Consider the following 18,606-nt stretch of genomic DNA (forward strand, 5'->3'; position numbering starts at 1 on the left):
ATGATTGATGGTACTAATAAGGATCTCAAGTTTACTATATAGGCGACAAAACGCTGATGTGGTAAAAACAAAACCCCTTGCTTGGATATAATTAACTATAGCCAACCAAAGGGTTTATTTGTTTCGTTAGGCTTGGTTATTTGTAGATGGGCCTAAGGTAATGCTTTAAATTATAGGTTTGTAGCTAACGAAGTATTTTCGGTAGCTGGCTCGTCAGTTTGTTGCTGGCCTTGTTCGGTTTGAGGTGCAAATTTGCCAGTACCGCGCCAACGATGCCAAGCATCGTGCAGTTTGTCGTTAAGCAGGTACATGGCAGGTACTACTACTAAAGTTATAATGGTGGCAAAGGCAAGTCCAAAAATTATTGTCCACGAGAGGGGGCCCCAGAAGGCAACACTGTCGCCGCCAAAAAATATTTTGGGGTCTAAATGGGTAAACATGCTGGCAAAATCAATATTCATACCAACAGCCAAAGGTACCAAGCCCAACATGGTGGCCGTTGCGGTAAGTAAAACAGGTTTTAAGCGGGTTTTTCCGGCATGAACCACACTGTACCAGCTATCGTGGCCTTGATTTTTAAGCACGTCGGCAAACTCGACTATTAAAATTCCGTTTCGTACAACAATGCCTGCCAAACCTATCACGCCAATACCCACCATAACTACCGCCATTGACATTTGGAAAAAGGAAAAACCCAGCAAGACTCCGATAATACTAAATATAACTTCGGTTAAAATAATAAAACTTTTACTAAGCGAATTAAACTGAGTTACTAATATTAGTATAATTAACAACAAAGATATTAACAACGAACGTCCTAAAAATGCTACTGTTTCAGCTTGTTCTTCCTGTTCGCCGGTCATGTCAATTTTTATCCCATCCGGAAGATTAAAATTAGTGATTGCTCTTTTAATATCGCCATTTACGTTATTGGCAAAATAGCCACCTAATACATTCGATTGTAAGGTAATAACACGCTCAAGATTTTTGCGTTTAATGCCGCCGTAGGTGTTGGTGTATTTAATATCGGCTACTGCAGACAGAGGTACCTGACGCACCAAGCCGCCCATGTTCATGTCGCGGAAAGTAATTTTAAGGTTTAGTAGTTGTTGTAAGTCGTTGCGCTGGTTAAAAGTGTAGCGCAATTCGATGGGGTATTCATCTTCGTCATCTTTTAGTTTAGAGACCTCTTTTCCGAAAACGGCTGTTCGTATTTCGCTTCCTATTTGTGCGGTGCTAATGCCTTCGCGGGCGGCGCGTTCGCGGTCAATTTCAACGATTACTTCGGGGTTATTATTGACAAAATCAGATTTTAGCTCTTCAATTCCGGGAACTTGTACGGTGTCTTGCAAATAGGCTTTAAGTCGTGCGGCTGTTAGTTGCAGGTTGTCTAAGTTTTCGCCGGCAATTTCAATATTAATAGGTGCACCTGTTGGCGGCCCCGACCCCTCTTGAGCTATGGCAATTTGCAGGCCGGGTATTCCTTGTACTTTTTGGCGTATAAGGTCTAAGTATTTGGCAGTACTTTCGCCGTTTCGCTTGGCAAATTCAACAAAAGCCACTGAAACTCGCCCTTTATTTGAGGCTGTTGTGCGGTCGCCGCTTTGGGGGTCGGTAGCGCTTACGGCTACGTTTGCAATTACCGACTCAACAATAGGATTGTTTTTACCCACTACTTCAAAAATTCGATTTTCGACAATTTGGGTAATGCTATCGGTATAAGCAGCGTTTGTGCCAACGGGTAAAACCAAATAGGCATAAATAAAATTAGGCTCGCCCTGCGGAAAAAAGCTGCTTGGCGGGGTATTGGCACTAAAATAAGTTACCGAGCCAATTAGTATCATTATTATAGCAACAATAACCAAGATGGGTCTTAGTATGCCACGCATTAACCAGCCCATTACGCGCTCGTAGGCATCCATAAAACGAGGCAGCAATTTATGCTCGAATCCGGAAATAAGTCTTTTTAAAATTACAAAATACAATACGAAAATTGCTAAGGAAATCAGCATAAAATTCCGGATGCCAGGGCTATTCGCCAAATGTCCAAATAAAGCCAGTACCAACAAAACAGCGGCTGTAATAAGGCGCGATTTAAGCAGTTTACGACGTTTTTCGGGGGTATCGGTTGGTGCATCGGGGCGCATAAACCATACTGCAAATACGGGGTTTATTATGTAGGCTACAACCAACGAGGCTAATAGGGTTAAAATAAGTGTTATGGGCAGGTAAAACATAAATTTACCCACAATGCCCTGCCAAAATGTCAAAGGTATAAAGGGCGCCAAAGTTGTTAAAGTTCCGGCTAAAACGGGTACAAACACCTCTCCGGCGGCTTGTTTAGCAGCTTCTTTAATGGGCACTTCGCCGTGGTTGTATATCCGGTAAGTATTTTCAATTACAACAATTGCATCGTCAACAATTATGCCTAAGGCAAACAGCAAGCCAAACATAACAATCATGTTTAGCTCAAAATCAATAAAGGGCATAATCATAAAGGCTACAAAGCAACTCAACGGTACCGATAAGGCTACAAAAAATGCGTTGGTTACACCCATAAAGAACATTAGCACCAAAACAACTAAAATAAATCCAATTATAATGGAGTTGTTAAGGTCGTGTAAGGTGGTACGAGTATTTTTAGACATGTCGCCGCTAATGCTTACATCTAAACTTTTTGGAAACTCTTCAGTTTTAAGTTTTTCAATAATTAGGCGTATTTTGTCGCTGGCATCAATTAAGTTTTCTCCACTTCGTTTAATTACACTAAGCGTAATTACGTTTTTTCCATTGTAACGGGCATAGCTTTCTTTTTCTTTGTAAGTATCTTTTATTTCGGCTATATCTTTTAGGTGCACAACGCCTCCGGCAGTTGTTTTGATAACAATATCATTTAGTATATCGGCGTTTTTAAATTGTCCTTTAACCTGTAGTGCGCGTTTCATATTGTCAACGTTCACTAAACCACCCGATATGGTCATATTTTCGAAGGCTACTGCTCGTTCAATATCGCTAAATGCAACCGAAGCGGCCTGCATTTTAAACATATCAACGTTAATTTGAATTTCGCGGTCTAAGGCACCGGCCATATCGGCGCGGGTAATTTCACGTAATCCCTCGATTTCGTCTTGTAGGCGGTCGGCGTATTTTTTAAGTTTGTTCAGGTCAAAATCGCCCGATACGTTTACGCTCATAATGGGCATTTCAGAGAAGTCAACTTCCAAAACATTTGGAGGGCTTGGTAGGTCATTGGGTAGGTCGGTTTTCGATTTGTCAACGGCATCTTTTACTTTTTGTTTGGCATCTGCTACGTCCACATCGGTATTAAACTCGATGGTAACAATTGAAAAGTCCTGAATAGAATTTGAAGTAATTTTTTTAACTCCTGATAAAGATTTGAGTTGCTTTTCGATGGGACGCGTAACCAAGTTTTCCATGTCGGCGGGCGACGTGCCGGGGTAAATGGTGCTAATTACCATTGTAGGAATTACAATATCGGGAAATTGGTTTTTTGGCAAACTGGTATAATTCATTAAACCAAAAGCAGTTACTAGCAAGGTAATAATTAATATACTTGTACTATTGTTAATGCTCCAGTTTGTAGGCCCGAAGGTTTTATGGTTAAGATTTTTAAGTATTTTATTCATAATTGGGCAAAGAATAATAAAGAAAAGCTAATTTTAAAAGCGTTATCAGCAAAGAATTTACTTCTTGAGATGAGCTAGGATGTCGGATAATGTTTAAAGGATACAGATTATAGATTTAATCCTACGAGGCATTAAATTATGGGGTTGTTTGTACGGATGAAATGAGCAAATCAGTTTAGAATAAGCTAAGGAAACTAAATCAAACTTTCTATTTTCTTGAAATTAAAATTTAATTGTCTGCCCATTTACTAAATCTTGGTAGCCGTTGGTAATAATTTTTTCGCCAGTTTTTAATCCGGATAAAATTTCAGCACCACTGCCATAAATTTTGCCGGTGGTAACAATACGTTTATGGGCAACCGAGTTGCCATTTGTGTCTTTATCGGCAACAAATACATAATCACCTTCTTCGCTGTTTTGAATTACGTTTACTGGCACAACCAAGGCATTGCCCGCCATATAATTTTTTAGTTTTACGTTGGCAATCATATTAGGTCTAGCGTCTGTATTTGCGGGCAGGCGTATTTCGGCTTGGAAAGTGCGGTTTAGGTTGTTTATTATATTGCTTTTTGCTTTTACACTGGCGTTAACGCTTTTATTTAAATCCGGAAAAATGACTTCAACGGCGTCTCCTGTTTTAATATCTTTGTAATAGGACTCGGCAATATCAACCAATACGCGCAAATTGCTAAGGCTTACTACCCTAAAAGCGGGCATACCTACTGCAATACCTTCGCCGGGTTTTATATTTACCTCATCAACTGTACCTGCTAAGGGCGAATAAACTTTGTACAACTCGCTTTGTTGATTTAATGTTGCCAATTTTTTTTCAAGGCTTTCAACTTGGTTTTTTGCTTGCAGGTATTGCACTTCAGTGCCAATTTGTTTATCCCACAGCCCTTTTTGTTTGTCGTAAATGGTGCGGGCAAAATCGAGGCTGTTTTGCAGTTCTTGAACACTTTGCTGAAAAACGGCATCATCTAAAGTGGCTAATAGGGTGCCTTTTTTTACTTGTTGGCCTTTTACTACAAATACTGCGGTAATAATTCCGGGCATTTTAGTGCTAACGCCTATATTATCAAGGGCATCAACTTTACCTTGTATTTCTAAAAAATGCGAAAAAGAGGTAGGTTTAATTTCCGATAGGGCAACAGGGGTTTCTCTATGGCTTTGTTTGTTGGAAGTATCGCCGGCTTTTACGCCTAATTCGTTTTGAAGGGTGGTAATTTGTTGATTTAACTTAGTTTGCTCGGCTTGTAAATCTGCTAATTGCTGCGTTTTGTCACTTGGTGCCTTTGTGCTGCAAGCTGACAGTAGTAATATGAAGAAAGATAAAACGGTTAAATGTTTCATTATAAATATTGGTTGTTAATTACGTTGAATGGATAATTATTTGATTGCGTAGGACAAAAGATTAATTATTTAAATGTTTGTTGGTTGATTTGGGTTAACAATTTGAATATTTAAGTTTTTAATTGGAAGTTCAGTTAAGGAGGTAGGTTTGTTTTTTTCCGGATGGAATATTAATAGTTGTCAATTGTTACCGTCCTACTGCTTTATCTAAAGCTGCTTTTGCTGCTACTAAGTCGTAAAGTGCTTTTATGTAGAGGCCCTGCGTTTCGTACAGTTTTGCTTCGGCATTAATAATTTCGAGGCTTGAGCCTATGCCGGCCTTATATTTTTCGAGCGTTACGTTATAAATTTTTTCGGCTAGTTTTATATTGTCGCGTTGGCTGTTTAGGCTTTCGTAGGCACTTAGGTATTTTGTTTGTGCTTGTTTTATTTGAAGCCAAACGCCTCGTTTAAACAATTCTTCTTGTTTGAAAGCTTGTTTTTGCAAAATAACTCTTTGTTGAATCTGTGCTTTTTTTTGAAAACCATCAAAAATTGGAACTGATGCTTGGAGGCCTAAAACGCTTGAGGGTAACCATCGCTCTGATTTAAATAGATTTAGATTGTCGCCTTGGTATGATAAATTTCCGGATGCAAAACCAACAACTGAGGGCAGATATTTGGCTTTTATCTGCTTGATGTCTAAATCGCGAAAGGTGTTTTGTATTTGCAGTAGCGGCATTTCTTTGCGTTTGCTTAAGGATTCGGCATAAAGGGCATTAAAATCAACAGCTATTTGTTGCTCTGCATTGGCTAAATAGTTACTTAGTTTTTCGGTTAGGTACAGCGGTTGAGTTGCATCCATACCAATTGTAAATCTTAGCGCATCGAGGGCAATTTGATAGCTGCGTTCTAATTGTAAGACCTGTGTTTGCAGGTTTGCTTTTGATAGGGTTAAGCGGTCAACTTCAATTTGTTCGGCAAATCCGGCTTTTACAAACTCGCTTGTTTCGTTTAAAACACGGCTTAAAACTTGCACATTTTTATTCAGCAAATCAATATTTTCTTGTAAAAGTAAAGCGCCAAAATAAGCATCAGTTATAGTAGCTTTTAGTTCGTATTCGTTCTGTTCGGCGCTTAATTTTGCCTGGTCAATAAACAAATTTGCTGCTTCTAAGCCCAATGTATAGGCACCGTCAAAAAACAATTGTGTTGCTTCGAGGCCAAAGCCAATATTGTTTTTTGTGCCAAATTTTAATTTCATAAATTCGGGTTTTTCTTCTGAAGGGGTTTGCGCTATAAAAAGCGTGTCGCCGTTTGCTAAGGGCAAAATTGGCGGAAACCCAAATGCGTCTGCCGGCACTAACGAGGAGGGTAAAATTGCATTGAAATTGTAATTTGCCGAGGCTTTTACCTGCGGCAAACCTATAGATTTAACTTCGCGCACTTGGCCACGTGCGGCATCTACGCGCATCCACGAAATTTGGTTGTTTAAATTGTTTTTGACGGCAAAAGCATGTGCCTCGGCTAAGCTTAGTTTTACAGTGTCTGAAGAGACAGTATTCTGTGCTTGTACGGCAATAAATTGTAAGGGTAAAAACAGTAAAATGAATATTAAAAAACGATTCATATATATTATATTTTATTTAATTTTCAACTTTTATGCAAAGCATATTTTAGTATTGTTAAATAATTGGTCGAAGTTTTTGTTTAAATATTTTACTCCTTCTGTGCTGGCAATACCAAATAAATGATATTTTAGCATTTGGGTATAAAGGGTAGTTAGCTGATGGTTTTGTTTGATAAATTCAGTGTTTGTAATTAATACCGTGCTATTGGCTAAATAGAGTTGGGTAATAATGTCAGCCTGAATGTCTTGGCGGTATAATCCTTCAGAGATGCCTTTGCTTATATTATCCGAAATAATTTTGGGCACAAATTCTGTTCTGTGTTTTTCTAAAAGTTGCCAAATTTCGGGGTAAAATTTTCGAAGCTCAAATACTAAGTTAAAATTTATGGTAGTTAATTGTCTGTAAACATGATTGGCAATGTACAACATTTGGGCAATGGCGTTTTGATTTTGGTGTTCAATTAAAGCAATACAGCTGCTATGGTCGTTTTGTATGTGTTTGGTAACACCTTTGCAAATTAAATCGGCTTTGTTTTCAACAAATTGATAAATCGTTTTTTTTGATATGCCCATTTCACGGGCAATATCGTCCATGGTAACATTGCGGATACCAAAACGCAAAAACAGCAATTGCGAGACGGTAAGTAGTTTGTCTAAGGCGGTATCCATAAACTGATTTTTTAAATAGGGCGCAAAATTACAAAAAAATAAACTTTAGAAACTATTAAATAGTTCAAAGTTTCCAAAGTTTTTTTTTAAATGAAAATAATTTTTTAAGACCACCATCGAGATTGTCCGGAATTGTTTCGGTTCAAATATTGGCTTACTTTTAAGATTGAGTTTTATTTGAACGTAAATAATTAGCAAAAAAAAATAGGCCGTATTATCTGATTTAGTGACAAATTGTAAAACAATAGTCTGAAAAACACGTTATTATGTATGTTTTAATTTTTTTGGAAATAATTTTTTAATAAACTAACAACTACCTTTTTTATGCGTAAAGCCGACCTAATACAAATTATTGCCGAGCGCACAGGCGTGCCCAGAGTTGACGTTTTGGTTACTGTAGAGCAATTTTTAAAAGAAATTAAAGATAACCTTTCGAAAGGCGAAAATGTCTATATCCGAGGTTTTGGAAGTTTTGTTACAAAAAAACGGGCTAAAAAAGTTGGACGAAATATTAAAGAAGGCGTGTCTGTTGACATCCCCGAACAAACCATGCCTGTTTTTAAACCGGCACAACAGTTTATAAATGTTGTTCAAGGGGTAGTTTCAAACACCACCGATACCGATAGCGACGACGATTAGTTAAACTTGTTTTTATAAAAAACTATTTTACTGTTTCGGCTGTTTTTTACAAGAGTGCATGACCTGATTTTTTTTAGGTTTTGTACTTTTATTTTTTTAGTGAATTTCGTTGTTCACTTGTTTTTAGCATTTTTTAATACATATGCTCGCTACTCCTCAAACAACCGATACGGTTTTTATGCTTAGACCGGCTCATTTTGGTTTAAATCATCAAACAATTGCTACTAATGTTTTTCAGCCGCAAACCAAAAACAATATTTTATCGCCAATAACTACTCAAAAAATTGCACAGCAAGCCTTAGTTGAGTTTGATAATTTTGTTTCGGAACTTAAAAATGTAGGCATAAATGTATTAGTCATCAATGACTCAGATAACCCTGTTTGCCCCGATGCTGTTTTTCCGAACAATTGGATTTCCTTTCACAAACAAGGCCGGGCTATATTATACCCTCTGCTTGCGCCCAACAGACGCGCCGAACGATGCCCTGATTTTATAACCCAAATAGGCAGCAAACTAAGCAATATTACCTACAAAACCATTGATTTTTCGTATTTAGAGGGCGAAGAAATTTTTTTAGAAGGCACGGGTAGTTTGGTGCTCGACCATACACACAAAATTGCACTGGCAAATATTTCGGAACGAACAACGCTAAAAGCAGTACATTTGTGGTGCGAGCAAATGCAATACACATCTTTGTGTTTTAATGCTTTAACAAAAGACAACCAACCAATTTATCATACGAACGTAATAACATGTATAGGTAATAATTTTATTGTTTTTTGTTTAGAGGTGATCAAAAATCCGGATGAAAAAGCGGCTATTGTGCAATATATCGGGCAAACAAATCGCCGGTTAATTGAAATATCAGAAGAACAAATGTTTAAATTTGCCGGAAATATGCTCCAACTACACAACAAATTTGCCGAAAATGTGCTGGTTTGTTCAAAAGCAGCCTGGCAAAGTTTAAATGCCAACCAACAACAACAACTTAAAACACTTAATAAACACCTTGTTTTGCCCAATTTAGAAACGATTGAACACTACGGCGGCGGTAGTGCGCGTTGTATGTTGGCCGAAGTTTTCTATTAATTTACCCGTACCTATTGATATTACTTACTTAACTATGATTGCGGTAAAACACTTGCCCATATTGACTTTCTTGCTTCTAATAGTTTTTTTTAGCCAGTGCACAGGAAGTAAAAAAACGGCTGCTTCGGCAGGGCGAGCGTTAAGCATAAATGCTGTGCTGAAAGATTTTATTTTTACCGATTCGGGAGGCGTGGTGTTCAGACCTGCTAAAATTGCACAATTTAGTAATGCTTACCATCATTTTTATGTTGGCATAGTTAATAGGGTAGGGGGCGAGGCCTTTTTTGTGCTGCCAAACATAGCCGATACAATGATATACAACCCCCATGTTTGCTCGGCCATAAGCAGTACTTACCCCAATATTTTTAAGGTAGATGAACAATACTACGAACTAAAAAAACACTCGAACAAGCAAATAAATATTGAGTTGCTAAAACTGCAAAATAACAATATTTATCCGGAGGCTACCGCCCAATGTTTCACGAAATTGCCTCAAAATATACAGTTTACCCTCTTAGATAACTCAATTATAGATGCCTCGGCTATTTCAAAATCAAAAAAATACACCTATGTTGATGTTTGGGGTACCTGGTGCATAGGCTGTTTACAAGAGATTCCTTATTTAGCGCAACTGCACCAAAATTATAGCCATAAAGTACAAATTCTAAGCCTTTCGTACAACGACGAACGCGAAAAATTAGAAGAGTTTATAAAACGCAAACGAATGATTTGGACACAAGGATTAAGCAGCGTCGAACTTAACAACCAACTGCTTACCGCTTCTTTTCCGTATGGTTTGTTGCTTTCGCCAACTGGCAAGGTGGTATTATTCGATACAAATGCCAAAAGCGTTTTAGACTATTTTGATAAAAACTAATATCCAGCGCTGTCGTATCTTTGCACGTCAATGTTAAACCGATTGGTTGTTATGAAAAAATTTAGCCTTAAAAATTATAGCCCCAACAATGCCCTTATTATAATGGGATGGGCAACTTTAATAGGTTTTTCCTTGCTCGGATTGGGTTTAATTTATTGGGTTCAGGCCGAATCATTAAGCCGGGTTTTTTTATCCGGAAAGCCACTTTACCTGCAAATTCTTGTTGGTGTTGGTTTGGGTTTGCTTTTTGGTTTAATTGCCAGCTTGGGTGCCAAAAAAGGTGTTTTTGAAAAAACCAATAAAATGGTACAAAATACATTTAAGCATCCCAAAATTAACCATTTTCATTATGCTTGGGTGGCATTTTGCGCCGGCGTAGGCGAAGAAATTTGCTTCAGGGCGGGTGTTCAACCATTAATAGGTTTGTTGCCTACCGCAATTATATTTATTGCTTTGCATGGCTATTTATTTTTATACAAAGAAAAAGGCTTTGTGCTTGCAGTTTTTTTTATGCTTTTGTTAAGTGTATTATTGGGTTTGGTATTTATTTATTTTGGTATTTTTGCCGCTATAATATTACATGCCGTTTACGATTATATTGTTATTTGGTATGTGGCAAAAAAAATGTAAGTTTGCGCACATATATAGTTGTTAAATAATTTTTAGAGCCAGTTTAAGCCCCGAACTAATATCCGGAATGCAACCTATAACGCTTTCGCCCCTTCATCAGGCAATTATTAAAGCCCTGTTGTACGCCGATATTTTTAATCATCCTTTAACCGCTAACGAAATAGCAGAATTTAGCAGCCACCCTCAAACGAATATACAACAGGTAGAAGCTGCTTTACCACACTTACTGGCAAAAGGGCTTATTTTTGCTTGTAAGAACTTTTATGGATTAAAAGCATATCCGGATATTGAAAAAATGGTCGCCGACCGCTTAATTGGCAACCAACGTGCCGAAAAAATACTACCGCTGGCTTTCCGGATTTCTAAATTTATTGGCAGTTTTCCTTTTGTACGGGGCGTTTTGCTTTCGGGCTCCTTGTCGAAAAATAGATTGGCAGCCGATGGCGATATTGATTATTTTATTATTGCCCAACCTAACCGGCTTTGGCTTACCCGAACCTTGTTGGTAGGATTTAAAAAATTGTTTTTGTTCAACTCGCATAAATACTTTTGTGTAAATTATTTTATTGATACCAACCATTTACAAATTGAAGAGCAAAACTTATTCTCGGCAACCGAGCTTATTACCTTGCTGCCAACCTATGGACAGCTACTTTACCCCAAATTTTGGCAGGCCAACAATTGGGTAAAACAATACTACCCAAATTCCGCACCACGCCCTTACACGCATTTGCCAATCGGTAAAGGCAATTGGCTTAAAAATGGAATGGAATGGGTGTTAAATAAAACTATTGCCAGCCGCATAGATAAATGGTGTATGCAAAAAACAATAAAACATTGGGTAAAGAACTATAGCGCGCAAATTGAGGCCGATGATTTTAAAATTGCTTTTAAATCAACCACCTACACATCAAAACACCACCCAAATCAATTTCAAAAAAAGGTGCTGGAAAAATTGAACGAAAAAATAGCCAATTATGAAGTTGTGCATCAACTTAGCCTAAACAGCACTATTTAATGCGCTTTTATTTTGATTATGCGCCTAATTTTGATTGAGACAGAATAAACTGCAAATTCCGGATGTCTATTAAACTTGAAAGACCATGCAGTAAGTTTTACGTGCTATTCCTGTTAAAAATGCTATCCGGATTTTTTTTTATTCTTTTTTCTAATCGCACGTAAAAATGAAAAACATTGCCTATGCCTTCTTTGGTTTGTTGTTTGTTGTTAAGCTACAAGCCTCAAATTACTATTTTTCGTTTAGTACAGGTAACGACTCTAACCCTATAAATTCACAAACCACCCCCTGGAAAACAATTACAAAACTCAACACACTCAGTTTATTACCCGGTGACACCGTTTTTTTTAAGCGCAACGATACCTGGCGCGGGCAAATTAACGCCAACCAAAGCGGTACTTTGGCCAAGCCTATTGTTTATACGGCATATAGCACAGGCAGTATGCCAAAAATAAGCGGTGCCGAGCTTGTATCGGGCTGGTCGGCCATGGGGAATTATTATACAGTGCCCTACACCACAACAGTTGGCAATTTTTTTATAGATGACGATGAAATGACCGTAGCCCGGTTTCCTAATTCAGGGTATTTAATACAAAGCGGCTCAAGCCAATCAACCATTAATTCGGCGCAAATTACCCAGCCCGAGGACTATTGGGCGGGCACCCGTGTATGTGTGCGCACCTGCCAGTGGGTTTGGGAAACAACCGCCGTAAATAGTTCAACCTCCGGAGGAAGCCTAACCGTAGCCCCCTTGCTCCAAATTTCGCCCATTGGCAATTACGGTTTTTTTATGTACAATAAATTAGCCGAATTAGATACTGCCCGCGAATGGTTTTACGATACTGCTGCCGACTTACTTTATTATTATCCACCAACGGGGCAAAACCCTAATAGTAAAATTTGCGAAGCTGCCGTTTATGACAATGGTTTGCAAATAAGTGATAATGTGTCGAACCTTGTGCTTGAAAATTTATGGTTCGATAAGCAAGCGCGAAATGGCATAGCAGTTTCAAACAATACTTCAACAAATATTAAAGTGAAGTATTGCACGTTTACCAAACAATTTTTAAGCGGAGTATTACTAAGAGGTAATTACCACCAAGTTTCAAACTGTTTTTTTAGACATTGCGACGGAAAAGGTGTAGAGGTAACACAAGGCGGAAAATCAATTATTAACCACAATGTTTTCAGGCAAATTGGCAGGTATAAAAACTCCGGAAGCGGCAAGCAAACTAACCTCGAAGCCATAAGCTTAGCTTTTGTTGACAGTGTGCATGTGCATCATAATAATATAGACAGTGTGGGCTATACGGGTATCCATGCCGATGGCACTAATCATATAGTTGAGTTTAATATTTTGGCTAATTGTATGCTGCTGCTTAACGACGGTGCGCCGCTTAAATCGTTTGGCGCACCCAGCAGTAATATCATTTATCGGTATAATTTTGTTTCGGCAACACCGGGCAATACCGAAGGCACCTATAATGCCAATTTTTTAACCCCCGGCATTTATTTTGATTTTGACGTAAGTAGCAGTTTGGTTGCTTTTAACACCATTTATAATTCCCCCGATGTAGGCATATTTTTTAACGGCGGCACCAATAATATTACCGCTCTAAACAATATTGTTTATGGAGCAACCCATAATGCCATTTTTTTTAACGCATCAAGCCAACCCGAGCCAATGAACAGCATGATGGTAAAACATAACAAACTTTTTGCCTTAAATCCTTTGGCTTATATTTACCGGCAGTCGCCCAACCAGGGCACCACCGATTTTACTTTTGGAATAATTGACAGCAATTACGTTTTCCAGCCATATAGTAATTATGTCGCTTTTAGAACGCCTAACAGTCAATTTACTTTCTCCGGATGGCAAGCCACCGGCAACGATTCTCATTCAAAACCGAGTTTTGTAAATTGGAATTTACCCACCGACAATTCGGTTTTGTTTATGAACCCAAGCGATACCATTTTAGTAATTGGGCTGGGCAATACCAAATACCTCGATTTAGACCAAAACGAAATTTGCGGTATATTAACCCTGCCGCCCTGGCAATCTGAAATATTAATAAATACCACCACCACCTGCAACCCTTGTACCTACACCCCAAATTTGCAAGGCACGAGTGTTAATGTGTGCTCAAACGAACAGGCTGTTTATACCATACCACATATAACAGGTGCCACCTATGAATGGACGGTCACCGGCGGCACAATAATAAGCGGACAGGGAACAAATACCATAACAGTTTTGTGGGATGGTGCAGGCACAGGAACGGTGCAGGTATTGCAGTTTCAGTGATAAACAGGTTAATTTAGCTCAAACTAAGGTAAATCTAGGCGCTTTGTAGTAAATTTGCACCCGAATGAATTGTTTTAGCCCAAACAATTTACGTCAATGTAAATATTACAAAATTGATTTTTATGCCTTCAGTTGCCATAGAAGCCCACGAGTTAACCGTAAGCTACCATACTGCTAAACCCGTTATTTGGAATATTGATTTTGCTGTTCCATCCGGAAAAATTATTGGCATTATTGGTCCAAATGGTGCCGGAAAATCAACTCTGCTTAAAGCCATCATGGGTTTAGTGCCAATTAGCAGCGGTTGGGTAAAAATATTTGACCATCCTTTGGCAGCAGTGCGCAACCAGGTTAGTTATGTGCCACAACGCGAATCGGTTGATTGGGATTTTCCCGCCAATGTGCTCGATGTGGTTTTAACAGGGCGGTATCCGGCACGGGGGCTGTTTAACCGCATTACCCGCACCGACCGCGAAATTGCCTTGTCGTGCATCGAAAAAGTAAACTTAACGCCTTATATCAACCGGCAAATATCGCAATTATCGGGTGGGCAACAACAGCGCGTTTTTATTGCCCGCTCGTTAGCGCAACAAGCCAATTTATACCTTATGGACGAACCATTTGCCGGCGTAGATGCCAACAGCGAAGACCAAATTTTACAATTACTGCAAACCATGCGCAACGAAGGTAAAACTATTGTTGTAGTACACCACGACCTGCAAACGGCACAAGCCTATTTTGACTGGTTTTTAATGCTAAATACCCGCTTAGTGGCTGCCGGCCCTACCAACGAGGTTTTTACAGACGAAAGTTTGCAAAAAACCTATGGCGGAAAATTAAGCCTTTTAACCAAAATTGGAAACTTAGTAGTGCAAGAAAACTACCCCATTCGCGAAAAATAACCCTGAATTTTTGAAAAACTGCCTAAATTTTAAGCAGATGGGGTAAAACAATAATTAAAATGTGTAACTTTGTCGCCTTATTACCATAACAGCTTTTTTTCTAAATTTTTCGGAGACCCATATTTTCCGGCAAAATAAAAATTTTCACCTCTTATAGCCTTTGGGTATAATACCCTCACTTTATTGGCTGCAAAAAAATTATGTCGTCTTTACAGCAATACAGAGAAGAAAAAGACAGTTTAGGTTATGTGCAAGTGCCCGCCGAAGCCTATTGGGGCGCACAAACCCAACGCTCGAAAGAAAATTTTAAAATTGGTGGCCACTTAATGCCCCGCGAAGTAATACATGCTTTTGCCATTCTTAAAAAAGCAGCAGCCTATACTAACGTGCAATGTGGCGTACTTAACCAGCAAAAAGCCGATTTTATTGCCCAAGTTTGCGACGAAATTTTGGCCGGTCAGTTATTAAACGAATTTCCGTTAGTAGTATGGCAAACCGGCAGCGGCACGCAAAGCAATATGAACCTCAACGAAGTTATTGCCAACCGCGCCCATGTACTACAAGGTGGGCAACTGACTGACGAGAAAAAAATATTGCACCCCAACGACGATGTCAATAAATCGCAATCGAGTAACGACACCTTTCCAACGGCTATGCATATTGCAGCCTACAAAATGCTTGTTGAAGTTTTATTGCCAAGTGTAACGGCTTTGCGCAATACACTGGCGGCTAAGGCCCAAGCTTTTATGGGTATCGTTAAAATTGGCCGCACCCATTTTATGGATGCTACCCCCATACGCTTAGGGCAAGAGTTTTCGGGCTACGTGTCGCAGTTGAGCCATTGCCTTGCACATATTGAGCATAGCTTGCCGCATGTAGCCGAGTTGGCTTTGGGCGGAACAGCCGTAGGCACAGGACTAAATGCCCCAAATGGCTACGCCGAATTAGTAGCCAAACAAATTGCCCAAATTACCGGATTGCCTTTTACCAGCGCTCAAAATAAATTTGAAGCCTTAGCCACCCACGATGCCTTGGTTGCAGCCCACGGAGCACTTAAAACTTTGGCTGTTAGCTTAATGAAAATTGGCAACGATATCCGGATGCTTTCAAGCGGGCCACGCAGCGGTATTGGCGAAATAATTATTCCAAGCAACGAACCTGGCTCCTCTATTATGCCCGGAAAAGTAAACCCTACCCAAAGCGAAGCACTAACAATGGTTTGCGCACAGGTTATGGGTAACGATGTGGCCATTAATATTGGCGGGGCAACAGGGCATTTTGAGCTAAACGTATTTAAGCCGGTAATAATTTTCAATTTTTTAACCTCGGCACGTTTATTGGCCGATGCTTGCGAGTCTTTCAACGAACATTGCGCCAAAGGAATTGAACCCGATTATGCCCAAATTGAAAAACATTTACAAAATTCGCTGATGTTGGTAACCGCTTTAAATACACATATCGGCTATGATAATGCCGCTAAAATTGCCAAAAAAGCATATACCGAAAATACTACCCTTAAACAAGCCGCCCTTGAATTAAATTTGTTAACCGCCGAAGAATTTGACAAATGGGTTGTACCCGAAAACATGGTTGACCCTAAATAATAAAATCGCAAAACAATAGCATTTTAATATTTATAATATTTATGGTATTTAAAAACATAATTCTTTTACTTGCAGTTAGTTTTATTTTTGTTTTGGCTGCCTGCAATACTAAAAACCCAAACGACCCCAACCAGTTAGGCTTTGACGACAAAGGAAAAGCCTTATACAAGCGCTTTTTAGATGGCGATACAACTATTCAAGAGGCAGAATTGAACAAAAAAACAATAACCAATTATCCGGAAGTTTTAGAAGAACCCATCATCAAAGATTTTTTAGAAAGTATTAAAACCGGAGATAGCAAATATTTAAAACAGCATCTTATTCCTAAAAAAGATATATTATTAGTAAACCGCGCTTTAAATCCGTTAGCCCCACCGGCCTTATTTAAACAAATGCAAGAAGCAATTGGCGAAGATGTTGATGGCTTTTATGACAACTATACCAATAAGTTTGACGAGTCTTTTAATATGATAAAACAAGCTGTTTATTATGAAAATGTTGATGTAAAAAACCTTAAAATTGACAGTGTGTTAGTAAGGCAACTTTATGATTATGGTGAAATGGGTATGCGCGAGGTTGAGATTTTCTTTCATCAAAAAGACACCGAATTTAAAATTTCGATGCTTAAAAGCCCAATGTACAAAGGAAAATGGTACACCATGCATTGGATTTTTTTAAACTTGCGCAACGACACATAAATTTTGTACAATTTGATAATTATCTTTTGCTCCATCGAATAAATTGTTTATTTTTGTGCATGATACTTAATTCTCAATTCTCAATTCTCAATTTAAGCGCAGCAATAATTTAAATTTTATATATTTTTTTCACAGTTTAATTTTATTAAAGAATGAAATTTTTTACAAAAGTTCTTGGCTTGTTAGTGTTAGCTGTATTTGCACTTACCCTACAAGCACAAACACCCCCTCCGGGCTATTGCTCTAGTTATGCAAACTACACTTCTGATGAAGACATTTATTACGTTTACGTAAACGGATTGAGTAATTCCAGCACTTGCGCCACCACCGGTGGTCCTGGCTCAGTATTAAACCGTTATAGCAATTACTATGGTCAGGTTTACATTCCCAGCTTGTCGGGTGGAAACACCTATTTGGGCCAGGTTAACTGGGGGAATTGTGGTTCATACGCATATTCGGGTGGTTTCCGCACGTATTGCGATTTTAACCACAACTACAGTTTGTACGATGCCGGCGAACTGCTTTACACCAGCCCTTACACTTCTGCACCAATAGGCGGATCAAGTGTAGGTTATGCCTTTACCTTTTATGTACCTACTGGTTATTCGAGCAGTACTACCTTGTTCCGTGCATTGGCATACGAAACAACTCCTTCAAACATTACTCCATGCTGGATAAGTGGTTGGGGCGAAACTGAAGACTATGCAGTAAACTATGTTAGCGCATGTGGTTCGGCACCTACTTTTGTTACCACCTTACCTACTACCAGCACTGCTAACCGTTACTGCGATAATACTGGCAAAAAATTGTTAACCATTACTGCACCAGGTGGCTATACTGGCGTTTGGAGCAGCAGCAGCAGTGGCGTAGTTACTACAAGCGGTGGCAACTACTATTTAAATCCGGGTGCTGTTTCACTTGACCCTACTACTGGTTTTGGTCAAGCTACAATTACTTTGGTAGCTACAAGTGGCCCTTGCGTTTATACGGTAAACTACACCTTTTATGTTAAATGTTGTGGTAGTGATATAGCCCAAGTTTTGGGCGCAGGCAACGATGGCAAAGCAGACTATTACACTATCACTTTTAACTGCAAAAATACCAGCTATACCTATTTGTTAACAGGTGGTGGCCCGGTTACTTTTACCAAAGTTAATAAAGTATTAATGGTTAACCACAATTGCAATAACTACTCGGTACGCATTACCGCTTGTGGCTGTCCTAAAAACTTTAATGGTGGCACTTCTTGCAAAGACGATGGCAGCATAGCTACAGCCAGTTTAACTTGCTACCCCAACCCTGTAAACGAGCATACAACAGTTAGCTTTACTACCGCCATGGGCGGCAATATCGAAACCGGTATTTACAATGTAAACGGCCAACAAGTAATGCAATTGTTTAAAGGTAGTCTTGCCGCCGGCGAAACTGTAAACTTGCCTTTAGAAGCTAACTTATCGGCTGGTATTTACTTTGTACGCATGGTAAGCGATAATGGCGAAAACATGGTTCAAAAAGTTATGGTTAAGTAATAAACTGTAATTTAGACGTAGTTCTTTCCGGATAAA

Annotated in this window: 14 protein-coding genes; 10 read left to right on the forward strand and 4 right to left on the reverse strand. The window is 39.0% G+C overall.

From position 1 onward, the window contains the following. Positions 1-170: 170 nt before the first annotated feature. The 4 genes from IPI59_10890 to IPI59_10905 form a co-directional block, all read right to left on the reverse strand. Positions 171-3,647, reverse strand: coding sequence for an efflux RND transporter permease subunit (locus tag IPI59_10890; protein ID MBK7528040.1), 3,477 nt, complete (start codon positions 3,645-3,647; stop codon positions 171-173). A gap of 222 nt (positions 3,648-3,869) precedes the next feature. After that, positions 3,870-5,000, reverse strand: coding sequence for an efflux RND transporter periplasmic adaptor subunit (locus IPI59_10895; GenBank protein ID MBK7528041.1), 1,131 nt, complete (start codon positions 4,998-5,000; stop codon positions 3,870-3,872). A 187-nt stretch (positions 5,001-5,187) separates the two neighbouring features. Beyond that, a complete protein-coding gene (locus IPI59_10900) occupies positions 5,188-6,609 on the reverse strand; it encodes a TolC family protein (GenBank protein ID MBK7528042.1) in 1,422 nt (473 codons plus the stop codon). Positions 6,610-6,639: 30 nt separating this feature from the next. After that, positions 6,640-7,278 (reverse strand): TetR/AcrR family transcriptional regulator, encoded by a 639-nt coding sequence (locus IPI59_10905; protein ID MBK7528043.1) that lies wholly within the window; start codon positions 7,276-7,278, stop codon positions 6,640-6,642. A gap of 324 nt (positions 7,279-7,602) precedes the next feature. On the opposite strand from IPI59_10905, the gene IPI59_10910 reads away from it, so the two are divergent. The 10 genes from IPI59_10910 to IPI59_10955 all read left to right on the forward strand — a co-directional run bounded on the left by IPI59_10910 (position 7,603) and on the right by IPI59_10955 (position 18,570). Further along, the gene (locus IPI59_10910) at positions 7,603-7,917 is read left to right on the forward strand and encodes an integration host factor subunit beta (GenBank protein MBK7528044.1); all 315 of its coding nucleotides are present in this window, start codon (positions 7,603-7,605) and stop codon (positions 7,915-7,917) included. Between the two features lie 142 nt (positions 7,918-8,059). Further along, complete coding sequence (locus IPI59_10915) at positions 8,060-9,007, forward strand: amidinotransferase (GenBank protein ID MBK7528045.1); 948 nt, start codon at positions 8,060-8,062, stop codon at positions 9,005-9,007. Between the two features lie 70 nt (positions 9,008-9,077). After that, positions 9,078-9,884, forward strand: coding sequence for a TlpA family protein disulfide reductase (locus tag IPI59_10920; GenBank protein ID MBK7528046.1), 807 nt, complete (start codon positions 9,078-9,080; stop codon positions 9,882-9,884). Positions 9,885-9,935: 51 nt separating this feature from the next. Then, on the forward strand, positions 9,936-10,514 hold the full coding sequence (locus IPI59_10925; protein ID MBK7528047.1) for a CPBP family intramembrane metalloprotease: 579 nt from the start codon (positions 9,936-9,938) through the stop codon (positions 10,512-10,514). Positions 10,515-10,581: 67 nt separating this feature from the next. Beyond that, positions 10,582-11,532 (forward strand): nucleotidyltransferase domain-containing protein, encoded by a 951-nt coding sequence (locus IPI59_10930; GenBank protein ID MBK7528048.1) that lies wholly within the window; start codon positions 10,582-10,584, stop codon positions 11,530-11,532. Positions 11,533-11,698: 166 nt separating this feature from the next. After that, complete coding sequence (locus IPI59_10935) at positions 11,699-13,837, forward strand: right-handed parallel beta-helix repeat-containing protein (GenBank protein MBK7528049.1); 2,139 nt, start codon at positions 11,699-11,701, stop codon at positions 13,835-13,837. A gap of 122 nt (positions 13,838-13,959) precedes the next feature. After that, the gene (locus IPI59_10940) at positions 13,960-14,739 is read left to right on the forward strand and encodes a metal ABC transporter ATP-binding protein (protein MBK7528050.1); all 780 of its coding nucleotides are present in this window, start codon (positions 13,960-13,962) and stop codon (positions 14,737-14,739) included. A 200-nt stretch (positions 14,740-14,939) separates the two neighbouring features. Beyond that, positions 14,940-16,343 (forward strand): class II fumarate hydratase, encoded by a 1,404-nt coding sequence (fumC, locus tag IPI59_10945; GenBank protein MBK7528051.1) that lies wholly within the window; start codon positions 14,940-14,942, stop codon positions 16,341-16,343. A 41-nt stretch (positions 16,344-16,384) separates the two neighbouring features. Beyond that, entirely contained in the window at positions 16,385-17,041 is a 657-nt protein-coding gene (locus tag IPI59_10950) for a hypothetical protein (protein MBK7528052.1), read from the forward strand. Between the two features lie 152 nt (positions 17,042-17,193). Further along, on the forward strand, positions 17,194-18,570 hold the full coding sequence (locus tag IPI59_10955) for a T9SS type A sorting domain-containing protein (protein MBK7528053.1): 1,377 nt from the start codon (positions 17,194-17,196) through the stop codon (positions 18,568-18,570). Positions 18,571-18,606: the final 36 nt, after the last annotated feature.

This window comes from Sphingobacteriales bacterium (genome assembly GCA_016706405.1).
Classification (GTDB): domain Bacteria; phylum Bacteroidota; class Bacteroidia; order Chitinophagales; family UBA2359; genus BJ6.